We start from the raw sequence: 13,254 nt of genomic DNA on the forward strand, positions 1-13,254 counted from the left end.
ACCCCACTTAGCCTTTGCGCATCATTTCTGGGGTGGAAGTGCTGAGGCGTTCTGCAGCGCCTTCGCGGCGAGGGCATCAGCCATGGCCTTGCGGATGCCTTCCTCTTCCTTCAAGCGCTCCGATGGCGACTTAAAGTCTTCCCATTTGCCCGTGAACGGCTTTTGCTCTTTTGCAGGAGTATCGCCCAGGGCGAATCCGCGCGCCAGAGCTTTGATGTAGGGCGTTGCATCCTCCATGCCGTCGTCGAGGAACTGTTGGAGGGCATAGTTTGCAGTGACGGCACCCGAAACCTTCGAGTATTTGGCCGGGTCCAGCGGCGGGCAGGTGTTGTACTGCAGGTCCTGCCCGCGGTATTTGAACTTGCGCGGCTCGATTCCGGTGCACTGCATCTCCACGCGATAGGTGGTCAGCACGATGGTCGGAACCGTGGTGACCTGGTAGGCGTCGTACATGCGCGGGTCAATCGAAATATTGGCTGACGCACCCTTGCCGTAGTTCAGCTTCGTGAGGTCTTCGCTCACAAAGTCTCCGAGGCTTCGCCCCGGAGGCGCGCCCCGGAAAATCAGCGTGCCGCCAGACCACATGGCCTCGACGGCGTAAGACCGCAGCATTTCCAGCGGCATTGACCAAGACACGAAGTAGTAAAGGTTGGACCTCCGCTTGGGGCTGATGCCCAGGAACTCCAGAACCTTGTCACGCTCGCCAGCGATTGACTGGTCCGCGATGTCGTCGGCATTCTTCTTACCGCGGGCCACTCGCTCGGCGAACTCCGGGTCGGGAACAGCCTTCTCATATGCGGTGAGCAGGTCAACAGCCAGGGTCTCGCCGAGCTTTCGGGCCGCCTCAACCTGTTGGGGGTCCGCGTCCTTGAGGTTGCCGTATGGCACGTAGAGGGCTCCGGCATCTTGCTTCTCGGCGGGCGCTTCGGTTCCGTCGGCAGTGTCTTGGGCGCGGGCCTGCTGGGCGCTCAGGGCGAAGGCCACGATGGCTGCAGCCATCGATACGGTCAAGCACTTGTTCATCACGGTACGCGGTAGCAGCATTGTTTGCCTTGCCAAATCATGTTGATGGTGTGCTCCTGGGTAGGGGCGTTCGACGTCGGCGGATATTGGAATTCGGCCATATCGCCGAAGACCACTGCTCGGCCGGTACGGTTGATAGGGCCAACCTGGTTGAACCGGTACTGACCCTTAACGACCATGGGATTCGGATGTGACGCGCAGATAGCCGAGGGACCGATGGTGGTGAACAGCAATCCCAGACGGCTGAAGCGTGCGATGAACTTGGCCGCAATGAGGTTGTTCTCTGCAAAGTCCTGGCCGGCATGGGACGTGTTGCCGGATAAGGGGTACAGATTTCCCCATGCTCCGGCACACCAGAACAGGGCATCAATGGTGTGGCCGAGGGTCGAGGCCGCGGCGTCGACCGCGCATGCGGCGTGAGCGGTGAGCCCCGTAAAGATGGAAGCTTCTGGGGTGAAGATGCCGCTCCAGGTATCGTCCTGCCACATTGGGTCGACCTCGGTCATGTACGTGACGTCCACGCCCGAGGGGTTCTTGCAGTACGCGAGAAGCTCCTGGTCAATCATGTCCAGCACGGGGTAGGTGATGAAGTGGACGTTCATGCGGTTGGCTTGCCGCTTTTCCAGGCCTTCACCCGTCGACTTCTCGGAGCCCTGGTTCGCATAGTTCTTGAGAACCTGCATGCCGCCCATTGAGGGCATGCACCCGGGGCGGCGTTCCACCTCCACCAGGTACATCGGCTCCCAGTAAGTGAGGCCCTCGCCCATGGTCGGGTACCCGTAGGTCATGACGGAAGGGCAGTAGCAGATGGGGGGCATCGCCTGCATCAACACCGGGTTCTCGTTGTAGCCGGACCCGTTGATTTGCATGCCGACAATCGTGATGGGGTACAGGTTGTTCCAGTCGATGTTCATCGGATTGAACATCTCGCCCGTGCAGATGGCAGCCTGCGCCTCGCCCGTAACCCCAGATTCATCCTGCTGCGCAGAAGCGCCGAAGGCGCAGCACATCAGAACAGCGGCAAAAAGCTTCTTGAAGACGTTCATTGGGTCACTCCAGAGGAAGATGGCGCGGAGGCAGGCACGGAAACGGCCAACGCCCCTGCCGACAGCTCTGACTGCTTCGGCTTGAGCTCATCCCAGGCGTGCAGGACCTCGTCGGTCTGAAATGGCTGGCCGAAGGAAGTAACCGCGATGTATTTGGAGTTCACGCCCGTGCCCGGGTAGACCAGGGCAGGCAGATACTTCACTTGGAAGCGGCTGATGAGCGCGTCACTCGCGTGAAAGATGGGGCGCTTGAAGATGTCACCAAGGTCCTTCACGTCGCCACTGCCGGCTTCGATGGGGACGATTCGGTCCTGCTCAGCGGCAAAGACCTTCTTGACAAGCTCCCGCTGGTCCTCCTGAGACCCGTCGAAGAAGAAGAGGGCGGTGACCGGGTGGTATGAGTCAAGCGGGTTCACCTTGGTGCCCTTGGCAGCAAGGACTTCCCACTTGTAGCTGCCATCGCTTTGCTTCACAGGAGCTTGGATGTCCGAAGTGAGGACCAGGGACGGGTCGAAGTACGCTGTACCGGTCTCGTTGGCTTGGGGCAGCTGGCGTTTCGGCAGGTTCGACAGGAACTTCTTGCCGCTTTCAACCACCTGCTTGTTCACCTTGTTCCAGTCCGTACGAGACGCGGACTCGAGCATCGTTTGGCGCATGTCTACTTCGATGATGGGCCAGACGTTCCCTTGGACGCCGTGGTCCTTGGCATGGGCCAGGCCGACCATGGCCAGGAGCGCGGTGGCGAACAGGGCTAGTTTCATCGTGGAATTTCGGTAGAGGGTTGTGCAACCTATAGCCAAATGGCTCAGTCCAGGACGCCGACGATGGAGCTGATGATGGCAACCTCACGCATGAGCACGCCGTTCTTGATGCCATGCTCTTTCATGACGTCGTCGAACGAACTGCCGCCAATCAGGCTGCCCATGATGGTGAACTGCCGCGGCGTCAGGTCGTCACGGTGCCGCTCGAGGAGCTCCTGGCGCTCGTCGCGCATCGCCTGGTCTTCGTCCTCTTCGATGGCGGGCTCGCCGTCGGCAGCCATGAGTGGGTTCAGGCCGAGGCCGTCAGGCAGGCCTTCGGGGGCCATTCCGCTGTCCGCACCCTCGCCGCCGTCGGTCTGAAACCAGCCCTCGAGCTTGTCCCACTCCAGGGCTGCGGCGAGCACGCCGGGGGTCACGTAGGAGCTGCCGTCCTTGCGCTTGCGGAACGCCGAGCCCGGCAGGCGCACCGACGAGCCGAGTTCGCGCCGAAGACGCAGTGCTGCGTGCCCAGCCATCCGGTGAGCGTAGGCCGCAATCTGGCCGGGCTTGTACTTCGCCGTATCAGGGCTCAGGGTGAACCACATCATGCGGATTTCCTGCGCCGCCTCCTTCTTGAGCTCGGGCGGCACTTGGTTCTGGGAGCAGGCGATGTCGATAATCTTCTGGTCCAGCGGCGGCTGGCACTGCGACAGGTAGTCGAACAGCGACATGTCCGAGGTCAGGTTCTCCGGGGGGACCACGTCCTTGCGTTGGCGGGTAGGCTTAGCAGTTTTGACAGCGACTTCAGACATTCGAGGCTCCAGTTTCCAAGTGATTGAGAGGCGGGCTGGGCGGCGGCCGCCTCAATCCAAAAATACGTTTTAGGTGGTCAGTTCGTAAATCTGAACCAAGGTGCGTCCGGCACCTCTTTTCGCCGGCAACTGCCGCACGAACGGGGGGAAAGGCATGGCTTTGGGGTTGTCATCCAGAATCAGGCCGAGACCGTCGGGGTTCTTGTCGGAGGGCGCTACCAGGCAGTCAAGCATTGGCTTCATCCCTCCGTACGCGTTGTCCCAGTCCAGTCCGCCGCCGGCGCACTCTCTTGTCACCACCAGGAAGCTCCGTTCGACGGGGGCTTCTGGCTTTTGGCCCTTGAGGGCCGCCTTTACCATCATTCGCCATTGGCGCCGCAAATCCTTGTATGCGTGAAAGTGAAGGCCCTTGATGACGTTGTTCGAGGGTGTTTCGACAGGGAGGGAGAGTTCGTACTTAAGCTCTCCTCGCTGTTTCCAGATTTCAAGCCCTGCTACGGGGCTCTCCATCCAGCCGCCGGTCAGGCGCCGGCCTTGCTCGCTTCGTACTTCTTCATGAAGTCCTTGTCGGAGGTGATGAACTCCTTGAGGATGGTCTCCACGAGGGCGCTGGTCTCAATCTCGACGCCGTGCGCGGCCTTGTACTCCTGGCGATAGGCCTCGACCAGGTCCGCGGTGGACTTCTTGACACTGACGGCCAGGCGTTCGACGGGTTCGCGCAGGGTGATTTTCTTGAGCTTCATGGTGACAGGTACCGAAAGTTGTGTTGGTGATAGTTGTTAGCGACCAGCGCTTAAACGACAGTGAAAGTATAGCTTCAGTAACACCCACTGTCAAAGAATAAACAGTGCCAGTATCAGTTTAGACGCGATTTAGGTTCTAGTGCGCCAGGTGAGACGCACTGGCGTGGTTAGCCCCCAAAGAAAAACCCCGGCCCATGTGGCGCCGGGGTTTCGAATGACGGAGAGTTAGCCTTGGCTGTCGTCGCCGCCATCCTGCTGGGGACGGGGCTTCGGCTCGTAGGGCTCGACCTTGAAGGCACGGATTTTCAGGGCCGACGTCCAGGTCGAGTCGCTCTTGCGTTGGTAGGTCTCGGCATTCAGGACGCCCATCACCTTGACCAGCATGCCCTTGTTCAGCATGTCGGCTTCCATCTCGGAGATGAAGGCGACGACGTCGTACCAGGTGGTCGTCCTGTTGGCGTCCTTGCCTTGATTTTCCGCAAGGCGGAGCGTGTAGTATTCTTTCCCGGACTCGCGGGCAGTTTTCTTTTCGGGCTGCGCAGCGATGTTACCGAAGACAATCATGGGGAACTCCTAATCTAGAACAGTGGCGCCTCATCGTCCGCATGTGCGGGGAAGAACGAATCGGCAAAATAAATGGCTTGTAAGTGGTGCGTCGCCCCCACGAGCACCTCTTCATATAGGTAGCGCAGGAAACCCGGTGGCCACCCCTAAAGCGGTTCTGCTCGCTCCTGCTTACGGTTTTAGGGTCGGCGCATGGCGGCCGCCCGGCGTACCGCCGTCTTAGGGTTGGAGGACGACAGGGCCGGCGGACGCCAAAGAAAAAGAGCTCCATGAAGGAGCTCTTGAATCAGGGCAGAACGAACGCGTCAGAAGGCGCGGGCGTTTTGACGTGACCTGGAGGCAGCGACCATTGCTGCAACCTCCTTGGCACGCTGTTGCTGCCGGGACGCAGCGCGAGCATTCAGAACCTTGCGCACCTGCCAGCCGACGAAGCAGAGGAATCCGCCGAGTGCGACCAGCTGGAACAGGAAGCCCAGAAAACCGAAGATGTTTGCAGCCATGATGACCTCATGAAGAAAAAGTTGAACTGCTTGGTGTAGGTACAAGGCGCAAACGGCTACCAGTATTGGTGTCAGGTCATCCTCTGGTATAAAATGAACGGTCAGTTTCAAGCCGGTAGCTTTACGTAGTAGGAAAATGTTGCAGTGCGCGTCAGCGCCTTATCAAGCGGCGAGTTCCGAAAGGCATCCCAATAACAAGGTGGCGCCCTCGCGCGCCAAGAGGTATCTATGACCAAGAATGATGTGACGACTGTGGTTCCGCTCGATTCGAAGCGCGCTTCCCGCGCCGCTCCGTCGAATGCGCCTGTGGAGGTTCCCCCATGGAATGGTGAGTTTGACGAGAACTCACTGCTGCGCCCGGGTGCCTACCTGGTCGCGGCGTTGAAGCGCCGTGCGGACTACCTAGGTCACACGGGGGTAGAGATGGCCAAGGACCACCTGGGCGTCACCTACGGGTACATCACCCAGCTGAGGAACGGAACACGCCCGACAAAGGCGATTTCAGAAGAGTTCTCCGTCAAGTGCGCGGAGTACCTTGGTATTCCGCGGCTTACGGTTCTGCTGATGGCAGGCCGTATCACCGTGTCCGACCTGTATGCGAGCCCATCGCAGCTGGAGAGGGAGGTTCCCCGTGTGCTCGAGTTCATCACCCAGGACAGCGAGTGGGGCCACCTGATAACGCCCGACGTCCTGCACGGGACGCTTGAGACGAAGTACTTGGTAGCCCGTTTGTACGAAAAGGCGACTCAGCGCCGGTTGCTGCCCGAGCAACTGAGCTTGGACCGCATTGCAGAAGCGTTTAAGGGCCTCGAACAGGAACGTGCGAAGCGGTTGAGCGAAGCGTCGTCCCTGGAAGGCGGTGCTGATGAATGACTACTGGCGTCGGTATGACGCGCTTTTGATTTTAAAGGGCCCTGCTTTGCGGGGCCCTTTTTCTTGCCTTAGGCGTCAGCGAGGGCCTGCCAACCCGGCGACGAAATCACCCGGTCTGCAGCCTTGAATTCGACGCCGTTGGCGTTCATCGACACCTTCGTTTGGTCGTAGCGCATGTCTTGGCCGAGCGCCTGGAGATATCGCAGGCTGATGAGGTTATAGAGCTGCTGCTCGTCGGGGGCCAAGTCGACGAGCATGTAGGTCGGGATGATGCCGTGGTGGTCCGAGAGCTTGGAGTCGTCGAAGGTGGTCGAGCGCATGACGATTCCCTGGCGGAGGAGCTCATCGACCTTGGAGGGCGCCGTGAGCCGCACGCAGTCGAGCACCTCCTTTACCTGGGCTTTCTGGTTCTCCGCCAGGTATTCACAGTCTGTCCGAGGATAGCTCGTAACCTTCTTTTCATACAGCTTTTGGGCAAGCTCGAGTGTTCGAGCTGCCGAAAAGCCGAGTACCCGGTTGGCATCGCGCTGCAACGTGGGCAGCGAATAGGGAAGCGGGGGACGTTCCGAACCGGGCTCCCGGGTCACTCGCAGCGGAGCGGTGGCGCCTTCGGCCTGCCTCATCATCTTCTCGGCGTCCGCCTTTTCGGTGATGCGCTTGTCTTCCGCCGGTGCGTGCCACATCTTGAAGGCTTTCCCGCTCGCAGTGGTCAAGCTCGCCTCCAGCTCGTAATACGACGACGACTTGAAGTCAGCGATAGCCTTGTCGCGGTGCACGATGAGGGCCAGGGTGGGGGTCTGGACCCGTCCGAGCGGAAAGTAGTCGCCGCGGACGTTCGCCGCCAGGGACACCGCACGCGTCCCCGTGATGCCGTACATCCAGTCGGCGTGCTGCCGCGCCTTGGCCGCCTCGTAGAGCGGGTCCTTGGACGAGCCAGGCAGCAGTGTCCCCAAGGCCTTCTTGATGCCCGCAGGTGTCATTTCGCTGGCCCAGAATCGCTCCAGCGGGCCACGGTACTTGCAATGGTCCAGGATGAGGCGGCCGATGAGTTCGCCTTCCCGTCCCGCGTCGGTCGCCAGGACCACCTTAGTGGCGGTTTTGAGCAGTGCTGCGATGGCCTTCACCTGGTCGCCGGAGCCGCGCACCACGCTGTACTTCCAGTTCTCAGGAATCATGGGAAGTTGCGCCCACTTCCAGTAGCCGCCCCAGTCCTTGGAGTAGACCTCCGGGTCGACGAGCTCGAGCAAGTGGCCACGGGCCCAGGTGATGAGGGTTCCGTCCTTGGCCTCGATGTGGAAGCGCGACTTCGACTTCACGCCCATGATTGCAGCGATATCGTTGGCGACAGAGGACTTTTCGGTAAGGATGACGGTAGGCATTTGTGGTCTGGTTCAGAGGTCGGGTTGGGAAGGGGCGGTATCAGCGGCGGGTGCGTCGAGTGAATCGGTGTCGAGGTCTCCGGCGGCGCGCATGAGGTCCAGCGCAGTGGTCTCCTCCACGCCATGCCAACTGAAAGGCACGTCCACGAAGCAGCGGGCGAGGATGATTTCGGCGAGCACGAGCTCCGGAGTCAGGCCGGGGTATTCCTTCAGGAACTTCGCGATGTAGCGAAGCAGCTGCTTGTCGTGCTTGTGCCGGGAGTCGTAGACGAAGACGAGCTTGTTTAGCAGCAGTCCTCCGCTCTTCGTCAGTTGCGAGTCGCGGGTCAGGAGCTCCAGCGCCTTCTTGACCTCCTCGTACGGCTTGAAGGCCGACTCGACCTCAACCCAGTCGGCAACCCGAGTACCGTCGGTGAACCCAGCGGTCGCGCCGGAATAAACGATGAGCCCGTCAGGAATCTTGCGAAAGCGCTCACGCACGTATTCCTTGTCCACGGGCGACCACCCCTTCAGGAGAGCGTATTCGCCGAAAATTTCGTCGCCGGCGCGAGCTCGCTCGATGAGGTAGTTCGTTCCGAGAGTTCGGTGGAAGAACTGAGGCCCGTTGAAGGCCAGCTCATAGCCTTCCTGCGCTACGATGTCGAAATCCTTGAGGCGGGCGACACCCTTCGAGGCGAGGACGAGCGAATAGCCGCCAAGCGTATTGGCCTTCTCGAGGAGCATGCCTTTGCTTAGCATGCGTTTGACGGTTCGCCCAGCCATGACATAGGCGCTGGTTCCCGACGACCGTGGCCAGACGGCGGAAGCGACCTCCTGACGGCGAAGATGCCCAAAGTGGCGCAGGGCCTTCAAGATGCGCAGCTCATTCTCGTCGGCAACGGCGCGACCATCTTTGGTGGTCGGCGTATAGGGTTGAGGCATACGGGTTCGATGGAGCGATGAAAGGGAAACACCGCTTGCTTGCTTCGGGCCCGTTTAGACGACGCAAACAGGGGGTGAAACAGGCAAGCGGCTACCCAACGAATAGGTACAGCGTGTTTAAACGCCGAATCCAAGCGCTAAGTGGTTGACGAAAAAGGCTTTTTCAGTGGAAACCTCGTGGCCTACGACGTGCTGGCTAGCCGTCAGCTCCGGGCACGTTCGTCCGCCACCATCCAGGGGCAACCCTGCTTGCGCGGAGGACTCTGCCTCTTGCCCCCTCGTGCAGGGCGGGCCCTCCACGCCAGCTTCCCTCGGACTGGTTTTGCATAAAACGGTTTGCTACCTAAAGTCTTTCTCTAGATTGAGAGTTCTTCTAAAACCCTCAATCAAGAAGAGAGTCTCGCGCATGGCGCGCCCGCGAGCTCGTGCTTGTGCCCGCGCGCATGCGAGAGGCAAGCCGGCCACCGGCAAGGGTCACACTGCTCGAAGCTTTGGCGCGCTGCTCAGTTGTCTGTACCTCCCGGTGCCTTCTAGGCTCCGGATTTGGCCATTGACCCCTTGGAACCCTCGCCCTCGATATAAATCGCGTCCCCTATATCGACGTGGCTCTCGGGTTCGAGGGCCAAAGCTTTTGGACCTTCGATGCTGCACAAACTATCCTTCCACGTCGAACCTGCGGCCGCCGCCGTACCAGGAGAAACGGAACCACTTAGCGTAGCCGTGCACCCCCTGGTTAACGGTCAGCGCCTCGACCCGAGTGGCCGATACTTCTTCGACGTAGGGTTGGTTCTTGCGCTGAGGGCGCATAACGCCGCTCCGGTGGACTTTTTCACGTGCTCCTGCGGTGTCGCAGGGTGCATCGGCATCTATGAGCCGAGCGAACTGCGAGCCACGGCGGACACCGTCTCCTGGCTGATTCCGACCGGGAAGCACGGCGTCGAGCTCGTAAGACTTCCAGGCGCTGGCCCTTTGCTTCAGTTCACCTTTGACAGGTCCGAGTACGAGTTGGTTCTCGACGACCTGGTTCGCCAGCTCGAGAGGGTATCGAGCAGCCACGGGGGCCGCGGCGTCGATATCTGGGCATGCTCGGAGGGTGATGGGAGCCTCCCCTCGCTTGGGGCTCGCATCGCGGAGGAGCGCGAACGTGCCGTCGCCTTCTACGACCGAGAGGCCTGGCGCCGGCAGGTGTTCGGGGACCTCTTGTTCTCCGAACTAGAGTTCACGCATCCAAACGGCTACATCGGATGTCTTCCCCTGGAGAACCTCGCCTATATGCTCTCCTCGGCTGACCATTTCCACCTGAGCGAGACGGCAATGGCGCACATCGAGAGCGTAATCGTCCCGTCATTTCGGATGGGCATCGAGAGGGTGACCGAGATGGCCCGTACACTGGCTTGGACCGCGTTCGTGCACCAGGCTTTTCGCTCCGAGCGAAGCCCTGTCGGCCACGCGCTGGGCCACCTGAAAAGCGCACCTGAGTGGCCAGCTGTCTCGTTTGCGCTGGTAAGCGACTCGCGCACGTTCGCCCCCTAGGGCTGCGGGCGTCCGCAGAGGCCCAGAACGGGCCCCTGTGGGCTTGCTCCGCGGCAAAAGAAAGAACCCTCGAAGCTTGCGCTTTGAGGGTTCGAATTGGTAGTGGTCTAGTGCCAGACGCGAACGGCCAGCTTGTTCTCAGCGACGATGGACAGGTGGACGCGGGAGACGATGTTACGCGGGACAAGCAACAGACGCACGTACTGCGTAAGGTCGTAGGGGGTCGGCTTGGGCTTGACGAGCTGGGGGTGGCCTCCTCGTCAAGCGACGCTTTGCCGTGTAGTGGGGCGCCTTCGGCACCACCTTGAGGGGCCCAGTCTGCTGCGTCGGCATCAACTGGCAGGCCGCTGACGCAGCTCCACCAGTCGGGCTTCGAGCCAGCTCACGTACGACGGTCGAGGGGTGGGCAGTGCGCTGAACTCTGCGAGCAGCACCTGCGCTCCGCCATCCAGTAGTTGCACGTACCCCGAGATGTCCTGAGTAGGGTCGACGTAGACTGTGTCAATGACCTTGTAGTCACCGTACTCGCGAGCCGTGATGGGCTTTCCTCCCGGGCCGTTGTAGTTGGCGCTTTCGAGAGGGCGGTTGAATTCCTCGAACGCCGTGAAATCCACCTGCAGCTTGCCAACATCGTCGTGCTGGACGGTTCCACCTGTCACGTGCATTCGCATGCCGCGTTCGGGGTAGGCTTCCCAGTCCTCAGCCAGGGGGAGGCATTCGACGGCGACGGGGCGGAAGCGAGCCAGCTCCATCAATTCTTTGAAGTTCATCGTGTTTCCTTTGAGGTCTGCCTGTCGGCATTCCTTGTATAGGCGCTGCTGCGGTCTCTGACGGCGTGGTGCGTGGCGGCTGGATTTAAGGAGGAGGGCCTACACGAGGGATTGTCAGCCAGCCACCCTATGTTCAAGCAGCTTCTATTCGTCGTCTCGATTGTGGCGGCGCAAGCGTCGACAGCTCAGAACCTGCCGCCTGTGCCCACCGAGAAGAGTGCAGAGTATGTGTTTTCTGTACACGTTTGCCGGCGTGTCGAGAAGGTCGAAGACGCGTTCCACCCCTGCGTGACGACCGCAACCAGTCGCTTGGCGAGCCAGACGGGCGACACGGCGAGCACATCCAACTTTCGGCAGGTGACCTACCTCGCCTCGAGCCCCGCAGGGCCGGCTAGGTCTGCCGAGCACGTTGCCACAGCGCCCGCGCTTTCGCCGCAGGCGGTAAAGGTCGGCTATGAGCTCTCCCTCAAGCCGCTGTATGAGTCAGATGGTCTCGCGTACGTCCAGTACGACCTTTCCGCGGCTCAGATTGCCCGATGGGTGGCCGTGGAGGGGGAGGGCGTGGCCATACGCCTCCATGTTCCGGAGCTCCAGGAGACCAAATTGAGTGGGACCGACAAGGTGCGTCCGGGGCAGAGCTTCCGGATTGACCGCAGCGGGTACGTGTTCGAGGTCCGACTCCTCAGCGCCGCGCCGCCGACCTCCTACTGACGGCCAGATTCACCTGTGAAGGGCGCGACCTTACGCGATTCTCAAGCGCTAAGGTTCCGGCCCGCGGCCCGCATGGGTTGGCTACACGGTGGAGGAAAACCAACACCATGAATGATATTGAAATGAGGACCCTTCACTTTTCTGCCCGTTGCTTTACGACTATCCAATCGCTCCTTTCGCAGGTACTCAACGGCCTGCGCGACTACGATGGCCGACCGAAGGTGTGTCTGGCGCCCCTTCGAGGCGCCCTTGCCGAGGTCTGCTTGCGGGACGAGCCTCAATGCGTTTTCAAAGTCGCGCCTCAGAGTGCGGCTGGCGAGGCAAGAGAGCGGCTGCTTCTGCAGGCCTATTTCCACCACATTCACGCCGCAGGACGGGACGAAGGCGTCGAGCACGACATCCGTCCGCTGCCACTGAGCCTGGAAGGCTCGGCTTGCAAACAGTTTGCGGACCTGTTCGGCGACGAGCAGTTCCACGAGGCGGTGCCGACCCCGGAAGGCCCTGGCACCTCTGTGAAATACGCATTCGCATTGGCGCGGCACAACCGCCGCATCAACGCGAGCCGAGTCGCCACTCTGGACTTTCTGGCGTCGCTTGCGCCGCTGACGCACTTCCCCGAAGCGGGGGCGTGCGCTAGCGAAGCTCGGGGCGTGCTCTATGGGCGCAATCGCCAGTTCACCTTGGACATGCTCAAGTTTGCCGTGGTCCTGGGCGATGCGCAGACGCTGCATCAGGTGCGCGAAGAGGTCTGCCGACCCTCGTTCTCGGAGCGGATGTCGGTCATCGAGTACCTGCAGGTCGACGGCCGGATTCCTGGCAAGTGGCTCGCCGGCGAGGAGCAAAACTTCCGTTCTGAAATCTCCGCGAGGATGGCCCTGACCGCCCTGCAACAGACGACTGAAGCCAAGCTGGCCTGAGTCCATCCAGCGTCAGGGCTCTTGCCTTTGATTTCCACCCGACGACCGCTCTCGAGCGGTCGTTTCCTTTTGGGCGGTGGCGGTGGCCGGAACGGTAGTAGTAGATTTGCCGGATTGCGCGGACCTGAGGCGGCTGGCTACACCAAGAAGGGCAACTCTATGAGCAACTATGTGGCAACCACTGACACCTGAAGAGGCGCTCGTCGTCCTTCCGACTGGCGGAAAGCGAACGATTTCGCAGACCGTACTTTCCGGCCGGCTGGCGATGGAGCCGGTGCCGCCGGCTGACACTAAAAGCTGGACCTCGCAGTTTCGGCGGGACGGAGCCGCACCCGGCTCAATCGCTTCGCTCAACGGCACGCGCTCGCAGGTCTTTGCCCAAGCCGTCAAAGCCACTTCCATGTGGCTGCAGGCACAAGGGTTCGGTAGCTTCAGCTGCAGAGCATCCTTGCTGGCTTGTGCCGGCGCGCAGTATCACCACGATGCGACGTACTTCCCAAATGACGTGTTCTGCGTGCTATGGCTGTCTGACAAGACCCCGTGGGACGTTTACTTCCCGTTCCTGGAACGAAGAATTCCACTGGAACTCGGCACCGTGCTGGCATTCGACTCAGCGCAGCCTCACGGCGTGGTCGCCCGGGATTGCGTCGAGTTCCATCCCGATTCGTTCCGAGGGGCTCCCGTGGCCAGCGACAATTATCTTGAGTGGTCGACGACAACTA

The 13,254-nt window shown here is 60.8% G+C and carries 15 protein-coding genes and 1 pseudogene; 5 read left to right on the forward strand and 11 right to left on the reverse strand.

The window, feature by feature from the left end:
- Positions 1 to 21 precede the first annotated feature (21 nt).
- The 8 genes from APY03_RS19365 to APY03_RS41650 all read right to left on the reverse strand — a co-directional run bounded on the left by APY03_RS19365 (position 22) and on the right by APY03_RS41650 (position 5,539).
- On the reverse strand, positions 22 to 1,011 hold the full coding sequence (locus APY03_RS19365; protein ID WP_198161270.1) for a TrbC family F-type conjugative pilus assembly protein: 990 nt from the start codon (positions 1,009 to 1,011) through the stop codon (positions 22 to 24).
- Between the two features lie 11 nt (positions 1,012 to 1,022).
- Positions 1,023 to 2,069, reverse strand: a complete 1,047-nt coding sequence (locus APY03_RS19370) for a TraU family protein (protein WP_068679165.1) — start codon at positions 2,067 to 2,069, stop codon at positions 1,023 to 1,025.
- On the reverse strand, positions 2,066 to 2,830 hold the full coding sequence (locus APY03_RS19375) for a hypothetical protein (RefSeq protein WP_068679167.1): 765 nt from the start codon (positions 2,828 to 2,830) through the stop codon (positions 2,066 to 2,068). Before APY03_RS19375 ends, APY03_RS19370 begins: the two co-directional genes overlap by 4 nt.
- A 44-nt stretch (positions 2,831 to 2,874) precedes the next feature.
- Positions 2,875 to 3,540 (reverse strand): hypothetical protein, encoded by a 666-nt coding sequence (locus tag APY03_RS19380; protein ID WP_068679168.1) that lies wholly within the window; start codon positions 3,538 to 3,540, stop codon positions 2,875 to 2,877.
- Between the two features lie 150 nt (positions 3,541 to 3,690).
- The gene (locus tag APY03_RS19385) at positions 3,691 to 4,131 is read right to left on the reverse strand and encodes a hypothetical protein (RefSeq protein ID WP_068679170.1); all 441 of its coding nucleotides are present in this window, start codon (positions 4,129 to 4,131) and stop codon (positions 3,691 to 3,693) included.
- 11 nt (positions 4,132 to 4,142) lie between these two features.
- The gene (locus APY03_RS19390; RefSeq protein WP_068679172.1) at positions 4,143 to 4,364 is read right to left on the reverse strand and encodes a DUF2274 domain-containing protein; all 222 of its coding nucleotides are present in this window, start codon (positions 4,362 to 4,364) and stop codon (positions 4,143 to 4,145) included.
- Between the two features lie 225 nt (positions 4,365 to 4,589).
- A complete protein-coding gene (locus APY03_RS19395) occupies positions 4,590 to 4,928 on the reverse strand; it encodes a single-stranded DNA-binding protein (RefSeq protein ID WP_068679175.1) in 339 nt (112 codons plus the stop codon).
- Positions 4,929 to 5,233: 305 nt separating this feature from the next.
- Positions 5,234 to 5,539: a hypothetical protein gene (locus APY03_RS41650; RefSeq protein WP_146039487.1), complete on the reverse strand. Its 306-nt coding sequence runs from the start codon at positions 5,537 to 5,539 to the stop codon at positions 5,234 to 5,236.
- Between the two features lie 117 nt (positions 5,540 to 5,656).
- On the opposite strand from APY03_RS41650, the gene APY03_RS19405 reads away from it, so the two are divergent.
- Positions 5,657 to 6,301, forward strand: coding sequence for a hypothetical protein (locus tag APY03_RS19405; RefSeq protein WP_068679179.1), 645 nt, complete (start codon positions 5,657 to 5,659; stop codon positions 6,299 to 6,301).
- Between the two features lie 68 nt (positions 6,302 to 6,369).
- Here APY03_RS19405 and APY03_RS19410 read toward each other — a convergent pair whose 3' ends face one another.
- The gene (locus tag APY03_RS19410) at positions 6,370 to 7,680 is read right to left on the reverse strand and encodes a DNA topoisomerase (RefSeq protein WP_068679181.1); all 1,311 of its coding nucleotides are present in this window, start codon (positions 7,678 to 7,680) and stop codon (positions 6,370 to 6,372) included.
- A gap of 12 nt (positions 7,681 to 7,692) precedes the next feature.
- Entirely contained in the window at positions 7,693 to 8,601 is a 909-nt protein-coding gene (locus tag APY03_RS19415; protein WP_068679183.1) for a hypothetical protein, read from the reverse strand.
- Between the two features lie 642 nt (positions 8,602 to 9,243).
- Here APY03_RS19415 and APY03_RS19420 point away from each other — a divergent pair.
- A complete protein-coding gene (locus APY03_RS19420; RefSeq protein WP_146039488.1) occupies positions 9,244 to 10,134 on the forward strand; it encodes a hypothetical protein in 891 nt (296 codons plus the stop codon).
- A 332-nt stretch (positions 10,135 to 10,466) separates the two neighbouring features.
- Here APY03_RS19420 and APY03_RS19425 read toward each other — a convergent pair whose 3' ends face one another.
- Positions 10,467 to 10,904, reverse strand: coding sequence for a hypothetical protein (locus APY03_RS19425; protein ID WP_068679188.1), 438 nt, complete (start codon positions 10,902 to 10,904; stop codon positions 10,467 to 10,469).
- A 129-nt stretch (positions 10,905 to 11,033) separates the two neighbouring features.
- On the opposite strand from APY03_RS19425, the gene APY03_RS19430 reads away from it, so the two are divergent.
- From APY03_RS19430 to APY03_RS19440, 3 genes and pseudogenes are all read left to right on the forward strand, one after another.
- A complete protein-coding gene (locus APY03_RS19430) occupies positions 11,034 to 11,615 on the forward strand; it encodes a hypothetical protein (RefSeq protein ID WP_068679190.1) in 582 nt (193 codons plus the stop codon).
- 107 nt (positions 11,616 to 11,722) lie between these two features.
- Complete coding sequence (locus APY03_RS19435) at positions 11,723 to 12,532, forward strand: hypothetical protein (RefSeq protein WP_146039489.1); 810 nt, start codon at positions 11,723 to 11,725, stop codon at positions 12,530 to 12,532.
- Positions 12,533 to 12,701: 169 nt separating this feature from the next.
- Positions 12,702 to 13,254, forward strand: a pseudogene (locus tag APY03_RS19440) (hypothetical protein); the annotation flags it as partial.

The organism is Variovorax sp. WDL1, assembly GCF_001541225.1.
Lineage (GTDB): Bacteria > Pseudomonadota > Gammaproteobacteria > Burkholderiales > Burkholderiaceae_C > Variovorax.

Bases quoted from the DNA above. Each gene is read 5' to 3' on its own strand.
- APY03_RS19370 (WP_068679165.1), bottom strand. From the start codon at position 2,069: ATGAACGTCTTCAAGAAGCTTTTTGCCGCTGTTCTGATGTGCTGCGCC.
- APY03_RS19375 (WP_068679167.1), bottom strand. From the start codon at position 2,830: ATGAAACTAGCCCTGTTCGCCACCGCGCTCCTGGCCATGGTCGGCCTG.
- APY03_RS19380 (WP_068679168.1), bottom strand. From the start codon at position 3,540: ATGTCGCTGTTCGACTACCTGTCGCAGTGCCAGCCGCCGCTGGACCAG.
- APY03_RS19385 (WP_068679170.1), bottom strand. From the start codon at position 4,131: ATGGAGAGCCCCGTAGCAGGGCTTGAAATCTGGAAACAGCGAGGAGAG.
- APY03_RS19390 (WP_068679172.1), bottom strand. From the start codon at position 4,364: ATGAAGCTCAAGAAAATCACCCTGCGCGAACCCGTCGAACGCCTGGCC.
- APY03_RS19395 (WP_068679175.1), bottom strand. From the start codon at position 4,928: ATGATTGTCTTCGGTAACATCGCTGCGCAGCCCGAAAAGAAAACTGCC.
- APY03_RS19405 (WP_068679179.1), top strand. From the start codon at position 5,657: ATGACCAAGAATGATGTGACGACTGTGGTTCCGCTCGATTCGAAGCGC.
- APY03_RS19410 (WP_068679181.1), bottom strand. From the start codon at position 7,680: ATGCCTACCGTCATCCTTACCGAAAAGTCCTCTGTCGCCAACGATATC.
- APY03_RS19415 (WP_068679183.1), bottom strand. From the start codon at position 8,601: ATGCCTCAACCCTATACGCCGACCACCAAAGATGGTCGCGCCGTTGCC.
- APY03_RS19420 (WP_146039488.1), top strand. From the start codon at position 9,244: ATGCTGCACAAACTATCCTTCCACGTCGAACCTGCGGCCGCCGCCGTA.
- APY03_RS19425 (WP_068679188.1), bottom strand. From the start codon at position 10,904: ATGAACTTCAAAGAATTGATGGAGCTGGCTCGCTTCCGCCCCGTCGCC.
- APY03_RS19430 (WP_068679190.1), top strand. From the start codon at position 11,034: ATGTTCAAGCAGCTTCTATTCGTCGTCTCGATTGTGGCGGCGCAAGCG.
- APY03_RS19435 (WP_146039489.1), top strand. From the start codon at position 11,723: ATGAATGATATTGAAATGAGGACCCTTCACTTTTCTGCCCGTTGCTTT.